General features: G+C 37.8%; 14 protein-coding genes. 7 read left to right on the top strand and 7 right to left on the bottom strand.

Annotated features, from left to right (window positions below):
• Nucleotides 1–194: 194 nt before the first annotated feature.
• Complete coding sequence (locus tag ACQR30_RS12080; protein ID WP_429735425.1) at nucleotides 195–1,919, bottom strand: phospho-sugar mutase; 1,725 nt, start codon at nucleotides 1,917–1,919, stop codon at nucleotides 195–197.
• Nucleotides 1,920–1,958: 39 nt separating this feature from the next.
• A complete protein-coding gene (locus tag ACQR30_RS12075; RefSeq protein ID WP_429735423.1) occupies nucleotides 1,959–2,456 on the bottom strand; it encodes a phosphoribosyltransferase family protein in 498 nt (165 codons plus the stop codon).
• A gap of 236 nt (nucleotides 2,457–2,692) precedes the next feature.
• Between ACQR30_RS12075 and ACQR30_RS12070 the strand changes: the two genes are divergently transcribed.
• The 6 genes from ACQR30_RS12070 (at nucleotide 2,693) to ACQR30_RS12045 (ending at nucleotide 9,949) form a co-directional block, all read left to right on the top strand.
• Nucleotides 2,693–3,970: a 4Fe-4S dicluster domain-containing protein gene (locus ACQR30_RS12070; protein ID WP_429735421.1), complete on the top strand. Its 1,278-nt coding sequence runs from the start codon at nucleotides 2,693–2,695 to the stop codon at nucleotides 3,968–3,970.
• 51 nt (nucleotides 3,971–4,021) lie between these two features.
• Nucleotides 4,022–4,876, top strand: coding sequence for an MBL fold metallo-hydrolase (locus tag ACQR30_RS12065; RefSeq protein ID WP_429735419.1), 855 nt, complete (start codon nucleotides 4,022–4,024; stop codon nucleotides 4,874–4,876).
• Between the two features lie 18 nt (nucleotides 4,877–4,894).
• The gene (locus ACQR30_RS12060; RefSeq protein ID WP_429735417.1) at nucleotides 4,895–5,923 is read left to right on the top strand and encodes an N-acetylmuramoyl-L-alanine amidase; all 1,029 of its coding nucleotides are present in this window, start codon (nucleotides 4,895–4,897) and stop codon (nucleotides 5,921–5,923) included.
• A gap of 65 nt (nucleotides 5,924–5,988) precedes the next feature.
• On the top strand, nucleotides 5,989–7,368 hold the full coding sequence (gene radA / locus ACQR30_RS12055; protein ID WP_429735415.1) for a DNA repair protein RadA: 1,380 nt from the start codon (nucleotides 5,989–5,991) through the stop codon (nucleotides 7,366–7,368).
• Nucleotides 7,369–7,445: 77 nt separating this feature from the next.
• The gene (locus ACQR30_RS12050; RefSeq protein WP_429735413.1) at nucleotides 7,446–8,906 is read left to right on the top strand and encodes an MFS transporter; all 1,461 of its coding nucleotides are present in this window, start codon (nucleotides 7,446–7,448) and stop codon (nucleotides 8,904–8,906) included.
• Between the two features lie 65 nt (nucleotides 8,907–8,971).
• Nucleotides 8,972–9,949 carry an ROK family protein gene (locus ACQR30_RS12045; protein ID WP_429735411.1) on the top strand — a complete coding sequence of 326 codons (978 nt, stop codon included), beginning with the start codon at nucleotides 8,972–8,974 and terminating at the stop codon, nucleotides 9,947–9,949.
• A 278-nt stretch (nucleotides 9,950–10,227) separates the two neighbouring features.
• Here the strand turns inward: ACQR30_RS12045 and ACQR30_RS12040 are convergent, their stop codons facing one another.
• The 3 genes from ACQR30_RS12040 to dnaB all read right to left on the bottom strand — a co-directional run bounded on the left by ACQR30_RS12040 (nucleotide 10,228) and on the right by dnaB (nucleotide 14,780).
• Nucleotides 10,228–10,533 carry a hypothetical protein gene (locus ACQR30_RS12040; RefSeq protein WP_429735409.1) on the bottom strand — a complete coding sequence of 102 codons (306 nt, stop codon included), beginning with the start codon at nucleotides 10,531–10,533 and terminating at the stop codon, nucleotides 10,228–10,230.
• 104 nt (nucleotides 10,534–10,637) lie between these two features.
• Nucleotides 10,638–13,073 carry a hypothetical protein gene (locus ACQR30_RS12035; RefSeq protein WP_429735407.1) on the bottom strand — a complete coding sequence of 812 codons (2,436 nt, stop codon included), beginning with the start codon at nucleotides 13,071–13,073 and terminating at the stop codon, nucleotides 10,638–10,640.
• 138 nt (nucleotides 13,074–13,211) lie between these two features.
• Nucleotides 13,212–14,780, bottom strand: a complete 1,569-nt coding sequence (gene dnaB, locus ACQR30_RS12030) for a replicative DNA helicase (protein WP_429735405.1) — start codon at nucleotides 14,778–14,780, stop codon at nucleotides 13,212–13,214.
• A gap of 458 nt (nucleotides 14,781–15,238) precedes the next feature.
• Between dnaB and ACQR30_RS12025 the strand changes: the two genes are divergently transcribed.
• The gene (locus ACQR30_RS12025) at nucleotides 15,239–16,243 is read left to right on the top strand and encodes an NAD(P)H-dependent glycerol-3-phosphate dehydrogenase (RefSeq protein ID WP_429735403.1); all 1,005 of its coding nucleotides are present in this window, start codon (nucleotides 15,239–15,241) and stop codon (nucleotides 16,241–16,243) included.
• Here the strand turns inward: ACQR30_RS12025 and hemW are convergent.
• Nucleotides 16,240–17,370 carry a radical SAM family heme chaperone HemW gene (hemW, locus tag ACQR30_RS12020; RefSeq protein WP_429735427.1) on the bottom strand — a complete coding sequence of 377 codons (1,131 nt, stop codon included), beginning with the start codon at nucleotides 17,368–17,370 and terminating at the stop codon, nucleotides 16,240–16,242. The two genes, ACQR30_RS12025 and hemW, sit on opposite strands and share 4 nt — an antisense overlap.
• A 79-nt stretch (nucleotides 17,371–17,449) precedes the next feature.
• A partial coding sequence (locus ACQR30_RS12015; protein ID WP_429735401.1) for a putative LPS assembly protein LptD occupies nucleotides 17,450–18,474 on the bottom strand: 1,025 nt, incomplete at its 5' end.

The raw sequence follows: 18,474 nt of genomic DNA, 5'->3' as shown, positions 1-18,474 counted from the left end.
AGAAAAAGGGTAAATACTAAATTCAAGTATTGCAAAAAATGTCCAAGTTCGAGCTGGGATGCTTCCATTTCCGCTTCTGCTAATTGGATTAAGTTTTGACGTACGACCATTGCTCCATAATTCTAGATATTCAAGTACATCGACTACTTAGCCCACTAGCAGATCATTTTCGAGGATTATTCTCCAGAAAAAAACTACAATTTCAAATCTTTCATCAATGCGTTTATTTTATCTTCCAAAGAAGCGAGTTTCTCGTCAAACTCTTCTTTACTTTTCAATTCAGTTTTTACACTAAAATAAAATTTTATTTTTGGCTCTGTACCGGAAGGCCGAGCCGATATTTGAGAGCCATCTTCTAAGATAAATTGCAACACATTACTTTGTGGCAAATCTATTTTCCATGTTTGGCCATTATCTAATTTTTTTCCAATTTGTAGTTTGTAATCTAGCAATTGTGCTACTTTTGAGCCATTCAATTCTTTTGGTGGATTATCCCGATAGCCTTTCATCATCTCGGCAATTTCTTCCTGGCCATGCATCCCTTTCTTAGTAATACTGATTAATTTCTCGTAATAAAATCCATACTCAATATAGAGTTCAATCAATTTATCATACAGCGTTTTGCCTTTACCTTTTTCGTAAGCGGCCATTTCACAAAGCAGTGCCACTGCAGAAACAGAATCTTTATCGCGAACTTTATCGCCTATCATTAATCCAAAACTTTCTTCTCCGCCAATAACGTAATGCTCTTTATTTTCTTTTTCTTTAATTAGTTCTGCGATCCATTTGAAGCCTGTAAGGACGTTATAACAAGCAACGTCATTGCTTTTGGCAATGTCATCGATCATATAGGTAGTAACAATTGTTTTAACGATCATATCATTGGGTTGCGCGATATTCTTGGCCTTACGCGCTTCAATCATATATGCAAACGCCAGTACTGCCGTTTGATTACCATTCATGAGCACCCAATCGCCCTTATGATTTTTTATACCCACCCCTACACGGTCTGCATCAGGATCAGTGCCTAATAGAATATCGGCATCCAGTTCTTTTGCCAATTTCAGCCCCAGACTCATTGTTTCTGCTTCTTCTGGATTTGGATAAATGACTGTAGGAAAATTACCGTCGGGTATTTCCTGTTCTTTCACGATATGCACATTGGTAAACCCGAATGTTTCCAGCACTCTTGGCACAAGTTTAATACCGCTACCGTGTATAGGCGTATAGACAATTTTTAGATCTTTTTGCTGCTCAATGGCATCAGGATATACGCTCAAGCCTTTAACCATGGCAATATATGCATCATCTATCTCCTTTCCAATGATAGTAATAAGTTGTTCGCCGCCCGAGAACATTACTTCATCAATATTTTCAATCGCTGCTACTTCATTCATTACATTTACATCATGTGGGGGAACTAGTTGACCACCATCATTTCCGTAAGCCTTATAGCCATTATATTCTTTAGGATTATGAGAAGCAGTGCATACTACGCCTCCTTGGCAACCTAAATGTCTGATGGCAAAAGACAGCTCAGGTGTCGGCCGCAGGCTATCAAATAAAAAAACTTTGATGCCATTAGCCGCAAAAACATGGGCGGTGGTTTCTGCAAAAAAGCGGCTATTATTGCGACAGTCGTGCGCGATAGCTACTTTTATCTGTTGGTTGGGATATATTTTGTTTAAATAATTGGCGAAACCCTGGGTGGCGGTACCCACAGTGTATTTATTCATTCGGTTAGTACCCACACCCATAATGCCTCGGAGTCCACCCGTACCAAATTCCAGATTTTTATAAAACGCTTCTATAAGATCATTGGGATTTTCTTTTTCAAGAATTTTTATAGCATCTTTCGTTTGCTGGTCGTAACTGCCACTTAGCCAACTATTTACTCGCTGTTGAATTTGCACGTCCATGATTGATTGATTTATTTATGTATGTATTTTAATATATGTTTATTCAAACGTAACACCCACCAAGTCACCGTCTTCAATAATTACACGAATATGATCTTGTGAGGTAGTCGCTAAAGAAAGTCCCACATAATCGGGTTTGATAGGGAAAAGTTTGTGCATTCTTTCTATCATTACCAAAGTCTGTATTCTTCTGGGATGATATTCGAGCAAGGGTTTTAGCGCATAAAGCAAGGTTTTACCACTGTTACTCACATCGTCTATCAATATAATATTTTTGTTATTGAAATCGACTTTTTTATTCAATGAAATCTCTGTTGGGAAATCTTTGTTTAAAGAAAGCGAAAGGATATCTATTGCTTTGGGATAATATTTTTCTAAAAAGAATTTTATTTTTGCGGCGATAGCCAACCCGTTTTTTTCAATACCAATCAATATTAGCCCACCCTCGTCTTCGCTAATATTTTCGGCAATTTCGAGCGCCATTCGGTGTATTTTTTCCTGCGCCGACTCTTTAGAAAGGATACTATGCTTCGTCATACCTGTAAAACTTTTTCTATCGCCAAATCTACTATATTTGCGTTGAAAGACGGAAATATTTTATAGATAAAACCAATAAAGACTGCACCCAGAGATTTCGGCTGTCTTCAAAATGAATCTAATAGTCAATTCAAAAAATAATTGACTCTATCATTTCCCAATTATCAATTATCTTAGCGCATCAACTCGTAGGTATGCACATCTTGTCTCAAATTATTTTTGTTTTAATATTCGTTTTGGCGATAACGCTTTTTGTAAAAAACTGTCGCAATATTGCACACAATATTCGTTTAGGCCGCGACGAGGATTTGAATGACCATAAAGCCAAGCGCATTAAAAATGTATTATTGCTTGCACTTGGTCAGAAAAAAATGTTTCGTAACCCACTGGTGGCTATGCTACATCTTTTTGTCTACGCAGGTTTCATCATTATCAATATAGAAATTTTCGAAATCATTTTAGATGGCATTTTAGGTTATCATCGCCTGTTCGCAGGTATTGGCGAGTGGTATATTTACCTCATTAATGCTTTTGAAGTACTTGCACTTCTGGTATTAGTCGCATGTATCATTTTTCTCATCAGAAGGAATATGGTAAAAGTAAAAAGGTTGGCCAGTAGTGATCTTATTGGCTTTCCACACAGTGATGCGAACTATATACTGATTTCCGAAATCATCTTAATGTCTTTGTTTCTTACGATGAACAGCTGTGATACTATTTTAAATATGCGTGGTGTAGGCGAATATGTAAATACGCCAACCACTCATTTTTTACTTTCTTCCTTATTACACCCTTTGTTCAACGGATTGAATAATTCTACTTTAATAGTTGTGGAGCGAAGTGCTTGGTGGCTACATATCGTCGGCATTTTGGCATTTATGAATTACTTGCCTTATTCTAAACACTTGCACATTATTTTAGCATTCCCTAATGCCTATTATGCGTCTTTAAAACCCAAAGGCGAGATGAAAAATATGCCGGAAATCCAGCAGGAAGTATTATATACTATGCAGCCGGAGTTGGCGCCTACTGAATCTTCTTCAGAGGAGCCTAAGAATTTTGGGGCAAAAGATGTATTTGATTTAAGTTGGAAAAATTTATTGGATGCTTATACTTGTACTGAATGTGGACGTTGTTCTGCTGCATGTCCTGCGAATATGACAGGAAAGATTTTAAGCCCCCGTACCATTATGATGAAGACAAGGGACCGTTTAGAAGAAGTGGGAAGAAATATTTCTAAACATAAAACTTTTGAGGATGATGGAAAAACTTTATTATACAATTATATTACGGAAGAAGAACTAAACGCTTGTACTACCTGCAACGCCTGCGTACAGGAATGCCCCGTAAGCATATCACCTCTTGATATTATTTTACAAATGCGTCGTTATTTGGTAATGGATGAAAGCAAGGCACCACAGGAGTGGAATGCCATGTTTAATAATGTAGAAAATAATTTTGCACCATGGCAATTTTCACCCGATGACCGTGACAAATGGGCTACAGAGGCTTAAAATGGAATACAGTATCATTTTCTGGTGCAAAATGAATTAACAATAAGTGAAATGAAACTTTACACAATTGATACAGAATTGTTTCGGCTTGACGGCGGAGCAATGTTCGGCGTAGTACCTAAAGCACTCTGGAATAAACTACTTCCGGCCGATGAAAATAATATGTGTGAATTGGCTATGCGTTGTTTACTGATAAAGGACGAAGAACGACTTATATTAATTGATACCGGTATTGGTAATAAACAAGACGAGAAATTCTTGAGTCGTTATTTACTGCATGGTAGCAATACCTTAGACAAATCTTTAGCAAAACATGGCTACTCAAAAGAAGATATTACGGATGTTTTTTTAACCCATTTACATTTTGATCATGTAGGGGGTGCTGTCGAAAAAAGCGGTAAATTGTTAGCCCCTACTTTTAAAAATGCGGTTTATTGGTCTAATAAGAGTCACTGGAATTGGGCTAAAGAGCCAAATGCAAGAGAAAGTGCTTCTTTCTTAAAAGAGAATATTCTACCCTTACAAGAAAGTAAACAATTGCAGTTTATTGATATACCAAAAAATCATGAGCTCATTTCTTTTACTGACAATATTTCTATTCGTTTTGTCTCCGGCCATACCAAAGACATGATGCTTCCGCAAATCCGGTATAAAAATCGCACAGTGGTCTTCGTCGCTGATCTTATCCCTACTGCCGCTCATTTGCTCACACCCTATATCGCCAGTTATGATATGTTTCCTTTACAAACTATTCAAGAAAAGACTATTTTTTTAGAAGAAGCACTGGCAAAAGATTACATTTTATTTTTTGAACATGACGCGCAAGTTGAATGTTGTACTTTGTGTAAAAATGAAAAAGGCAAGGTAGTTGTAAAAGATAGTTTCACGACCGCTGATATTATATAGCCTAATAAAAGAAATGGAATGAAAAAATTGAGTACAAGACAAATGATTGTTCTAATATTTATCGCACTGATAAGCATGGCTGGCTGTGCCCGAAAAGCTATTCCCAGCCGAATAGAGCAATTGAAGGCAGAACGGGCAGAAGCTTTAAGGCATACAGACTCAGCCAACAATAATTTGGCGACAACACACCATTCCAGACATAATCGGAAACTACCGAAACCAAAATCTTCAAAAGAACAAAAAAAGGAAGAAGTGGATTTAGAAGTTATAAGGGATAGTACAAAATATTACGATGCTAATTACGCCAATTATGTTTACACAAAACTTGCTGCTGCATATGCAGATACGATTTCGGCACTACCAAGTACGACAGGTAAAGATGTAAATTATGCAAAAGATTTTGTAGGTTCTGTTAATTTCAATCTTCGTAAACCGCAGTTTGTGATTATTCATCATACCTCGCAGGATTCAGTTAATGAAACTTTGCGAACTTTTACGTTAGAAAGAACTCAGGTGAGTGCAAATTATCTAATTGGCCGTGATGGAACCGTCCATCACATGGTAAACGACTATTTGCGCGCCTGGCAGGCTGGACAAGGAAAATGGGGAAATATTACTGATATGAATTCTTGCTCTGTAGGAATCGAACTAGACAATGATGGCTTTGAGCCATTTACCGATAAACAAATAAACAGCTTATTGGCAGTATTGGAAAATTTGAAAGAACGTTTCAATATTCCTACCGCGAATTTTATTGGCCACGCCGATTATGCGCCAAACAGAAAAAACGATCCTAATGTAAATTTTCCCTGGAAATTATTGGCGGGGAAAGGCTTTGGCCTTTGGTGGGATGACACGACAAATGTGGTGGTTCCAAAAGATTTTAACGAGTTTCAGGCTTTACGTATTATTGGCTACGACGTTCACGACGTAGGGAAAGCCATTATAGCTTTTCGCCGACATTTTTGTGGTATAGATTCTGAAGACACTTCACTTTCACCCGAAGAAAGAAAAGTATTGTATATGCTCTATACTAAATATATTTAGGCTACAAATGATTAATCATCCATAACTTTTCAGACAATAAATAGTGGACAACAAATAACCGATAAATGGCCAAAACAAAAACAGCTTTCTTTTGTAGTAATTGTGGTTACGAATCTGCCAAATGGCTGGGCAAATGCCCCGCTTGTAATGAGTGGAATACTTTTGTAGAGGAGGTGGTTGATCGTGGGACCGATGCAGCTTCCACTTGGAAAAATTATCATAAGGATGCCCATACAAAAGATGCAAAAATTGTTTCGTTAAGCGAAATAAATACAACGGAAGAAAGTAGAATTTATACCAAAGATCAGGAAATAAACCGGGTATTGGGCGGCGGTATTGTACCAGGAAGTATTGTATTAGTTGCTGGCGAACCGGGAATTGGCAAGAGTACTTTGTTTTTACAAACGGCTTTACACATAGATGAAATAGTAACGTTATATATAAGTGGAGAGGAAAGTGCCCAACAGATAAAAATGCGTGCAGACCGGTTAAATATTCGTAATGAAAATTTCTACCTGCTTACAGAAACAGCTACACAAGGGATTTTTAAAGAAATAAAAAAACTAAAACCGCAGTTGGTAATTGTCGATAGTGTGCAAACATTACATTCTGACGTAATAGATGCTTCCCCGGGAAGTGTATCCCAGATACGCGAATGTGCAGCAGAATTTCAACGTTTTGCCAAAGAAACCAACACTCCCGTCTTTTTGATAGGTCATATTACCAAAGACGGGAATATTGCCGGTCCTAAAATTTTGGAACACATGGTAGATACGGTTTTACAGTTTGAAGGTGATCGACATTATACCTATCGAATTTTACGAACCCTGAAAAATCGTTTTGGCAGTACTGCTGAGTTGGGCATTTATGAAATGAATAATCAGGGTATGCGTGCGGTCAGTAATCCTTCAGAAATTCTAATAACACAAAAAGAAGATAACCTGAGTGGCAGTGCGATTGCAGCAAGTATGGAAGGTATGCGCCCTCTGTTAATTGAGGTACAAGCACTGGTTACCCAAAGTGTTTATGGAACTCCTCAACGTACCAATAGCGGTTTCGACCTCCGAAGGTTACAACTATTATTGGCCGTATTAGAAAAGCGAGGCGGATTTTTATTTGGCATGAAGGATGTATTTGTAAATATTGCCGGAGGCTTGAAGGTAGAAGATCCTTCGATTGATCTGGCGGTCATTGCAGCTTTATTGTCTTCTTATGAAGATGTGCCCTTGAGCCAACAAATATGCTTTGCGGGTGAGGTTGGGTTAAATGGAGAGATACGGGCAGTAAACCGCATTGAGCAGCGTATAGCCGAAGCTGAAAAATTAGGTTTTGAAAGAATTATTGTTTCAAAATATAACAAAAAAGGTTTTAATATTAAGTCAACAGGTATTGAAGTGGTGGCATTGGGCAAAGTAGAAGAATTATATAGCTATCTTTTCCAATAGAATTAATTTATATAAAATAAAAAACTTATAGTACTTTAGCCAGTCATTTCACTAAACAATCTAAATAATTTTTAACTATGCAAAATCAACCCACTCACAAAACAAATTGGGGGCAATTCGGCACTTTAATTATTGTATTTTTCTTTTGGGGTTTCGTTGCGGCAAGTAATGACATTTTGATCCCCGTTTTTAAAGAAAATTTACATTTAACTCAGGCTTATAGTCAGATGGTTTCTTTCGCATTTTATTTTGCTTATACTATTGGATCAATTATTTTCTTTATTATCAGTGAAACGAGAAAAAAAGATTTATTACAGGATTTGGGATACAAAAATGGCATTTCCGTTGGCTTAATTATTTCAGCCGCGGGCACATTATTGTTCTACCCAGCTGCGGAAACCTCCTCCTTTTTACTGTTCATCTCCGGATTGTTTATAGTTGGTCTAGGTTTTGCCCTACAGCAAATAGCCGCGAATCCATTGGCAATTATTATGGGTGATCCGAAAACCGGTTCGCAACGACTAAGTATGGCGGGTGGGATTAATAATTTTGGAACTACAATCGGTCCTTTGATTATCAGCTTTGCAATCTTTGGTTCTGTAACTGCCACGAATGTTCATGCAAGTATTTCAAGCATTAAAACACCTTATTTAATACTGGGAGCAGCGTTTGTTTTGGTAGCAATCATATTTAAATTTTCTAAAGTTCCAAATAAAATAAATTTAGATGAGGTAGCAGAAGATGAAGCTTCAGATGCAAGTAAAGTAATACATCGTTCCAGCGTATTCAAATACCCGCAATTGGTTTTGGGTATGATTGCTATATTTGTATATGTCGGAGTAGAAGTTACCACCGCATCTAACCTTCCGGAATTCATGAAGGAACATTTGGGCACGGCAACTGATAAAATCGCACCTTTCGTGTCTTTGTATTGGGCAAGTTTGATGATTGGCCGCTGGACCAGCTCGGTTGGTGCTTTTGATATTTCTAAAGGGGCAAAGGGCGTCCTTAGGTTCTTGATGCCTTATATCGCTTTTGGGGTTTTCTTATTAGTGAATAAAATTGCACAGCACGATATCACACCTTTCTATATTTATATAATCATTATTATAGGACTGATCATATGTGATATTTTAAGTAAGGGTAATCCGGCCCGCCAGTTATTAATTTTTAGTGGAATGGGGATAGCTGCCTTGCTAATAGGCATTTTTGCCGATGGCATGGTGAGTGTATTTGCTTTTATCAGCGTAGGATTATTTTGTTCTACTTTATGGCCTTGTATTTTTACTTTAGCAGTTGCCGGATTGGGAAAATATACCAATAAAGGCTCTAGTATGCTTATTATGATGATTATGGGCGGTGGTGTGATGGCAGTTGTTCAAGGCTTTTTAGCCTCTCCACACCTATTAGGTATCCAGTTTTCCTATTTTGTCCCGGTAGCATGTTTCTTGTATTTAGCATTTTATGCATGGAGAGTTAAGAAAGTATTGGCATCTCAGGGAATTGATTATGATGTAAAAGTCAGCGGAGGGCATTAACTTTGCAGCGGTTTCAACTTATGCAAATATTTTTTTAAATTCAAAATACACAATCTGTATTTAATATGTTATCTATCCCTATCTCTCAACAAATGGCCATCGGTATTGATATAGGTGGCACGAACACCGTCTTTGGAATTGTAGATCACCGGGGCGAAATTAGTTACCGGGGCGCTATTGCTACCAATAAACATGAAAAAATAGAAGATTATATCGAAGAATTGTATCAGGCAATTTTACCTTCTTTAAATCAGTTTGGAAGCGAAAAATTGGTTCGTGGTATTGGCATAGGCGCACCCAATGGCAACTATTACAGCGGTGATATTGAATATGCGCCTAATCTTAGATGGTCTGGTAAAATTCCACTGGTAAAATTAATTCAAGAAAGGTTCAACTTACCTTCCGCATTAACCAATGATGCTAACGCGGCCGCTGTTGGTGAAATGACCTATGGTGCAGCCAAAGGAATGAAAGATTTTATAATGATTACCCTTGGTACAGGAGTAGGTAGTGGCATTGTCGTAAATGGTGAAATGGTTTATGGTCACGATGGTTTTGCCGGAGAGTTAGGCCACACTATTATCATTCCCGGCGGGCGAAAACACTGGTCAACCGGATTTGAAGGCCCCCTAGAAGCGTATGCGTCGGCAACCGGGGTGCGGCTTACCGCTTTAGAATTACTAGATAAAGACAAACAAAGGCCAAGCCTTTTACGCCACTACGATTTGGATGAAATAGATAGCCGTTTGGTATATGATTGTGCCATTCAAGGGGATGAAATAGCTGTCGAAACATATAGGTTTACCGGAGAAATATTGGGAAAAGCATTGGCAAATTTCGTTATGTTCTCTTCTCCTGAAGCAATCATACTCTTCGGCGGGCTTACCAATGCGGGCAATTTCATTTTTCAGCCGGCCAAACGTTCGATGGAAGCAAATCTTCTACCCATATACAGAAATAAAGTACAGATAATGCCGAGTGAATTGAAAGAGTCGGACGCGGCTGTTTTGGGCGCTAGCGCCTTAGTCTGGGAGCTAAAATAATCATCGCGTATATCCTTAATATAAAACCACAATTGTTCGAATTTTCTTAAGTTCGTGCATTTGTGGTTTTTTAAGTATACAAATGAAATGGAAAAAATAACATCTTTAACAGCAGTTATCATATTATTCTAGTGCTTGCAACATAGGTCATAAAGATACCAATGATGATATATTCCAATATGTAGATTTCTGTATTGGTTCGAAAGCAACCAGGACCTATGCTAAAAGCAAAAGGCAGCCTTCATTTAGGTTGCCTTTTGCTTTAGCGAAAGCCTTTATCAGGCAGTTTCTTGGGAATTGTCCTCTTGTGCTCTCTGCGTCAATGAATCTATTTTACTCTTAGCTTCTTCCATTGCGTCTCCGGCTTTTTCTTTAGCACTATTCCATACATCCTCAGCCTTTTCAGAAAGTCCTGATGTCTTTTCTTTTGCAGCGTCCAATGCTTCGCCTGCTTTTTCCTTTGTAGCATCCCAAGCATCTTCAGCTTTTTCGCTTAAATTTTCGTATGCATCTTCTGCCTTACCTTTTAAACCAAATAATGCCTCTTTTGCTTTATCAAAAAAGCTTTTGTGTTCTTCACTCATAAATTTTGTTTTAAATAGGATAAATAAAAATAATAATTTTTAAGATAACAATTTAAGAATTTTTTACATAAAAACATAGAAAGTGTAGTTAAGCTTTTATTATTTTACTGGATTACTTTCTCAACATGCGTAAATTGTCCGTTATCGTTTATCCCTTCCAAAATTATCCTATAAGCTTTTGTAAAATCATTATTGAAGAATTTTAATCTTACTTCATGCTTTTGAGGAGTAGTCATAATCAACGAATTCCAATATAAAGTAGAGCGTGCATCAAATTTATCTTGATCTTCTGAAAGGCTCAAATAGTTTGGCGAATAAAACTCCCTGATAACAGTATAACCTGCAATTGTTTTATGAGGCATACCCGTTTTGCTATCAACCGCAACATCTGCACCCTTGCGCGTATATACAGCAATAGCGCCACCCGGGCTCCCCCCAAAACCACCCATAAATGGAGGGCGGTATATTTTTATCATGGCAATATCACTCATACTCATGTTACTTAATTGACTGGCGTCAGACACAGGTATCTCATCCAGAAATAGTGAAGGCGTGCTGCCGCGCCAGGAAAGGCCTGGGGGAGTAGCCATAGGGTTACTAATTTGCAATCCGGCAACTCGGCCTTGTAAGTAACTGAACACATTCATTGCACCTTGTGCCGCAATATCATTCATTACATCAAATGTATAACCATTGTCGTCCTTGAACATACCAGACGTGTATTCGTCATCCAGCTTTTCTGTTAGCGATTTTTGTTTCGTCTTTACCGTAACGGTTGCCAATGCATTATCACTTTTAAAATGAGCCATCGCCCAATATTGATCATATAAATTCCGGCTTCCAGCTAAGCCAGTGGTATCGTATAATCTAGCTTTCACAATGTCATTAAAATTCATCGGAATATGGCCTGGAGAAGGTAGCCTATCGGACATAAAAGTTACTTCGGAATTTTGCAAATAATTCTTCTTGCCCGAAAACTTATAATACACATTCAGAGAATCAAAGAATATCGCATTAGGATCAGAAAAGGTACCATCTGAATTGAGTGGAAGCATTATAAACTTATTCGTTGTGTCCGCTTTAGATTTTATAATGGCGAACAAGGTTCCGCTGGCTGCCAATTGCGCCGGCGTGGCTCCAAAAACCTTCCCCGAAAGGCTTAAATAAGTAGAGTCCTTAGGATAGGCAATATTTAGTGGCTCTTTATTAATGATTTTATCCCAGTCAAAACGACGCCAGCCATGCGTTAACATGACCAAATCTAAATCATTGTTCACTTTGTCTGAATCACTTAAAAAATAGTAAAAGGGTCTATATACCTTTCCTTTTATTTGACTCGAGAGCAGCATATCTGAGACTAAATTATTACTACTGTCTGTACCAATGCTCGCATCGGTAACCGATACAGCCAGGTTAGCAGGAACAGAATCCAATACATTTATTATAAGTTCATTGGCACCTCTTTTATCAAAACTTAATTTAGAGAACCCTACTTCCGGATGAAAGGTATCGTCCTTACCTTTTACAAAAGCTATTCTTTCCGCTAAGGGTCGCATGTTCTTATCCAAAACGGTTATTTGCAATATTCCTGATGGAAAATAAGCGGTAGGTATTGCGCCACTTATCATGGTTTTGTCTGCCAATGATATATTGGCCAAATAAACAGTTTGCTGGTACATGGTTGCTACCACGTGTAACTCTTTAAGATTGTCGCCGGCGTTCTCAGGTCGTTGAATAGCGAATAATTTTTCTCCGTTTGAGGCCTTTACAGAAAGTGTTATACCTTCCTTATGAATAGCCGGAAGCGTCGTTGTATGTGTTTCCCCTTGACCATCTTTCCAGGTAGCCGTATATGTTTTCTGGGCATCAGGAATAAAATAGAAACTACCCATACCATCATGTTGCACTAATAAATCAGCTACTTTATTTCCATCATTGTCTTTTACTTCACCTGAGATATTCACTGGTTGGGCGTATTGATCTTCTGCCATAAACGCCACTCTCGTAGACAATCCTGCAATAGCGTCTCCACCTTCAGGGAAAAAGTACAGGGTGGCCTTCGGTGTCGGGGGTTTCCCTTTTATACGTTTTGCCTTAGGTTGTATAACGTTTAGATTATTATTATACAAAAATGCCGTATCGAAATTGAGCATCCATTTAGTATAGGCCCTCACATGGATAAGATTGCCCTTTAAGCTATCCGGAATATCAAATTGGCCCCTACTCACACCTTCTGAAATAGGGAAAACATCGTGAGCTAGTACCTTGCCGGTCTCATCGCTGAAGTCAACATACAGGTTTTTACTTTTCTGCTCCGGGGCAATACCAGAGAAGATATAACCTTTAAACCAAATTGTTTCCTGCGGGGAATAAGTTTGTTTATCAAATTGTAGATGAATTCTTTCCGGCCGGTATTTAGCACCAAACGTATTGATAAGGGTATCTAATCTTTGTGCAAATAAATGAATAGATCCGCATGAGACCATAAGAAAAAGCAGTATGCCAATTTTTTTCTTGAAAGAAGAAAAATGTAGAGTCATTGATTTATTTTTATGAAATGAGCTTACTTTAACTATAAATAAAATATCCCTCTAAGGTAAGGGATATTTTATTTAAAATAATATGGTTAGAATGGCTATAAATGGTAAATATTTCTAAATAAAATTGGATAAGATTATTTAAAATGGCGCATTATTACTCTCAAAGCCATCATCGAAGTCACCGGTATTCATCTTACTGCCTTTAGTAAAGAATTGCGCTCCTCCTCCGGACTCAGGTGCCCCACCTTTTGGCCCCATTGGCTTCCAACTGCTAGTAGTAAAATTAGAATCCGTTCCTGCATCTTCAAACTTTTGAATATCCAACCTCGCGCGCAGATGTACTGTTTCGAGTGAGCCATTACGATGTTTGGCTATTTTAATTAATGTTTCCCCCTGAATAACTTCTCCGGATGGTTCATTTTGCATTTCATAATATTCCGGACGGTAGATAAACATAACCATGTCGGCATCTTGTTCAATAGCGCCCGATTCCCTAAGATCGCTCAGCTGCGGTATTTTACTTTCTTTACGTGATTCTACAGCACGACTCAACTGACTCAAAGCAATGATTGGAATATTCAATTCTTTAGCTAATACTTTTAAGTTCCTGGAAATAGTACTTATTTCTTGTTCTCGATTTGAATTTCGGTCTCCGCTCCCGCTCATCAACTGCAAATAGTCAATTACAATTAAACCCACCTTGCTTTTGTTAACCAATCTGCGCGCTTTTGCCCGAAATTCAAAAATATTAAGTGCCGCCGTATCATCAATAAATATTGGTGCCTGCTCTAACCTTTGAATGCCTTTTGTTTGCAATTGCTGGTATTCATAATCTTCTAAATTTCCACGCGATATTTTCTCCAATTTAATTTCACTTTCAGCAGAAAGAATACGCTGTACCAACTGGGCAGAGCTCATCTCCAAAGAAAAGAACGCTACTGGCGTTGGATGTGTCGGATGCAGCGCTGCATTACGAATAAGATTAAGGGCAAAGGCGGTTTTACCTACAGAAGGCCTTGCGGCCAAAATAATTAAATCACTTGGCTGCCAGCCGTAAGTGACTTTATCCATGCTTGGGAAGCCACTAGGCACACCAGATATTTCATTTTTTTCCTGTCTTAATTTATCTATTCTCGTTATCGCTTTTGCAAGAGCACCACCAATATCATCATAATCCTTCTTTAAATAATTGTTGGTAATGTTGAATATTTTTTGTTCTGCCTCATCCAGCAAATCAAATACATCGGTACTTTCTATGTAAGCGTTATTAATAATCTCTCCACTTATTTCTATTAGTTTTCTTTGAATAAACTTCTCTAATAAAATACGACCATGCGTAATAATATTGGCAGATGAAGTTACAGCCATTGTAAGCTTAGAAATATAAAAAGCCCCCCCCACCAAATCCAATTCTTCATTGGCTTTCAAATTTTCCACGACCGTTAACATATCGATAGGCATATTCTTTTCAGCCAAACGCTCACATGCCTTGAAAATACGTTGATGTGCATCTACATAAAAACATTCTGATTGAATGATTTCTATCACATTATCAAATGCCGCTTTTTCCAACATTACTGCCCCCAGAATTGCTTCTTCCAATTCTTTCGCCTGCGGAGGCACTTTGCCATACATCATGGGATTCAAATCTATAGCAGGTGTCTTTTTTCTTGTTGTTTTGCGATTTATATTTGGCAAATTGTCCATTGATAGTAAATTATTTTTCTTTTCTGTTACCTTTTTTTATAACTGTTACCGAGTTGTTGGTTATGTTTATTGTGCAGCCTTTTAGTTTACAATTTAATAATAATTTCTTCACAATCAATTCATAATTTATTTGCAAAGAATAGCGAATATAGGGTCCCAGACCTTCCCAAAAAACTTTGTTCAACAGAAATTTTATTCATATGCAAAGCACAAAGTTATTAACATAGTTTCATAGTTTTTTCACAAAAAATAGAGGCTTTTGAACGCAAAAAAAAGTTTTACAGCGAAAAATGTGATTAATGCACAATTCACCGTGCAAAAAGATATTTATGTAAAAATAGCTTTGCATTAAAGCAAATATCTATCTTCTAACCGGCGTATTCGCCATAGTGATGGATCAAATAAATTAGAAAATATTTAAATTTTTGCTGTATTTTGCCTTTACAAAAATCAGACATATGAGTAAGGTAGGAATTGTGGGAAGTGGGAGTTGGGCTACTGCCTTGGCAAAATTGCTAACCGATAATAAACATGCCATTAATTGGTGGTTTCGCAATAGCAGTTCGATAGAACATTTTAAAGAGCGCGGGCATAATCCACGTTATTTGTCCAAATCGCTTTTTGACGTGTCAAAAATTACTTTTAGTGACAGTATCCATTTTGTGATCGAAAATTCTGATATATTATTGATTGCTACCCCTTCTGCCTATGTAAGCGATGCTTTAAACGAATTACCCGACGATATTTTTAAAGGCAAAAAAATCATCTCAGCGGTAAAAGGCATTTTACCGGAGAAAATAGAACTACTTCATGAATACCTGCTAAGAGAATTTAATTTCCCTTTAGAGCAATATTTTACTGTTTTGGGGCCGTGCCATGCGGAAGAGGTGGCCGCCGAAAAGCTTTCTTATCTGACTTTCTCGGGAATTAATGAAAACGAAGTTCAAACAATGGCAGCACTCTTTCAAACACCTTATTTGAATACGCGCATCAATTTAGATGTGATAGGTGTGCAATATGCCGCTGTATTAAAAAATATATATGCATTAGGATCCGGAATAGCTCATGGGCTTGACTATGGAGACAATTTTTTGAGCGTATATATTGCCAACGCGGCGGACGAAATGATCACTTTTCTAAAGAAATTATCATCACATAAAAACGATTGCGACCATCCAAAATATGCATCATCAGTGTATTTAGGAGATTTATTAGTTACCTGCTACTCCTTATATAGTCGTAACCGCATGTTCGGAACAATGATAGGAAAAGGTTATTCTGTTAAAGCGGCGCAGCTTGAACTCAATATGGTTGCCGAAGGCTATAACGCCAGCAAATGCATCTTTGATATTAACGAAAAAATAAAAGCTGAAACACCGATTGTAAATACTGTGTATGAAATTTTGTGGAATAATACCTCAGCCGAGGCAGCTTTTTCACGATTAGAAAGTTTATTGCATTAGTCGGATGTCGAAAATAAATCCGCTGCAATACCATCAGCATAATGCTTTCCTGTACTGGTAAGCATCAAATGATTGTCTTTTTCGTAAAGATACTGGCGGTCAATCCATTTCTTTGCTAAATTTTTCACTCTATCTTTCTCTGCTCTCCCATAGAGTACTTCCATTTTCTTTAAGTCAATACCTTCAATAGTGCGCAAAGAAATCATAAGCATTTCATTGATTTTATTTTCGCGAGAAAGCGTTTCCCGTTCATAATTTAATAGCTGCTTCTTTAGAGATTGCAGATAAAGTGCATTATTTGCAATATTCCATTGGCGGGTACTTCCATCAAAAGAGTGTGCCGATGGACCAAGTCCCAGATAGGCAGTTCCCAGCCAATAGTTGCTATTGTGCTTGCTGCGAAAACCCGGCTTTGCGAAATTAGATATTTCGTAATGTTCAAAATTATTCGCAGACGCCCATTGCATCAAAATATCAAATTGCGCTACCTGTTTTTGCGGTTGGATGTCGGAAACCTTTTCCTTCGCAATCATTTTAGCCAGAGCCGTTTTAGGCTCCACGGTGAGCGCATATGCAGACAAATGGACAATATTTAATCCTGCGACCCGTTTTAAATTTTCTCGCCACAACTCATCTGTTAACAATGGCGTCCCGTAAATAAGATCGATAGAAATATTTTCGAAACCATGTGCTTGTGCGAGCTCAATGCTCTCTAATGCTTGAGTGACATTGTGTGAGCGGTTCATCCATTCCAAATCCAGTGCGTAAAAAGATTGGACGCCAATGCTTAATCTATTGAAACCGGCCGACTTCCAAGCAATTAAATTATCTTTAGAGATATCATCAGGGTTGGCTTCTAACGTTATTTCGGCTTGAGCATCTAGGGTAAAAAGGGATTGTATTTTTTCCAGAACCAATTGAAGTTCTAAAGGTGAAACCATTGAAGGAGTTCCCCCTCCAAAATAAACGGTATGCACAGTTTCATTTAAATAATTCCTTCTTAAAACAGCTTCCTGTCTAATGCTTTGTAGCATTTCAGACACGGTATATTTTGTCGTAGAAAAATGAAAATTACAATAGTGACATGCTTTTTTGCAATAGGGAATATGTATGTAAATGCCGGCCATTTTATTAACGGTGTTGCTTACAAAGGAAAGCATTGTTTCCCACAGGTGAATAAGAAAATTGATTATTCAATGAGATCGATTAATAAAAGGATCTGCTACGATTGATGCGCAAGTCGCGTAAAATACCAGATTTAGGATTCAACACGATACTGAATGATTTAAAGCGGCCGATAGGTGAAACATTAATGGCCATTTGCCAACAGTGCATATCGCGCGTAAGGAATAAAGTCATCATACCTACCTGATGATGGATAACATCAAAATATATACTTCCGCCGGCTTTCCATTTGGGCGACAGACTAAAGTCCCCATTAAGATTTAAACTCGAATTGTACACATTGTGAAAACCACTATAATCAGGATTGATTACTTTACTAAAGCCCATGGCATACGAAGCCTGTATATTCCAGGGAATATTGAAATCTACAAAATCTGAAGCGTGGTCACGTACATAATTTAATTGTTGCATCTGCTGATCAGGCGGCATATTAGGATCAGGATCGTTAGCCACACGTTGTTGATCGGTGTGCTGATCGGTCTTTTTACTCGAGAAAGAAGTCGACATTGAAATGGTACCATTGGATATGCGTCCTATTTTTCCTTGTGACCACAATAGTTTATTAATACGTGTGCCGTATGCATCAGTTTCATATTGATCAACCGTCATGTTGGCATTGAAATTTAATTTATTCTTGAAAAGTGAACTACGCAGGCTAATACTTATGGGCGACCAGTTAAGAGAATCAGCCACTAAATTGTAGCCTGAATTGATGCTTAATCCATCTATCAAACTCACTATTTTTGTTTCTTTATCCGGGTCACCCGTCGTATCGCTTTTATTTAATACTTTCATCTGCAAAATATTGTCGATACCAAAATTGATACCACCAAAAGTCGTTTCACTAAAACCACCCACACTTCCTGGATAAGAGTATTCCGATACTCTTTGTTTACGCCCGGTTGTATCTACTTGCAAAGTTTGATAATAACTGCTTGCCATATTAGGCTGATAGTTGAGGCTGATCGTTGGCCTTATTTCATGATGAATTGCTTTGATATTGCCATGCTTAAATTTCAGGGTACCGAAAATCCGCGTATTCATCG

Origin of the sequence: Arachidicoccus sp. (assembly GCF_050436765.1) — a bacterium.
Lineage (GTDB): Bacteria > Bacteroidota > Bacteroidia > Chitinophagales > Chitinophagaceae > Arachidicoccus.
The sequence above is the reverse complement of the archived record's forward strand: the minus strand, read 5'-3'. Positions and strand labels throughout refer to the sequence as shown.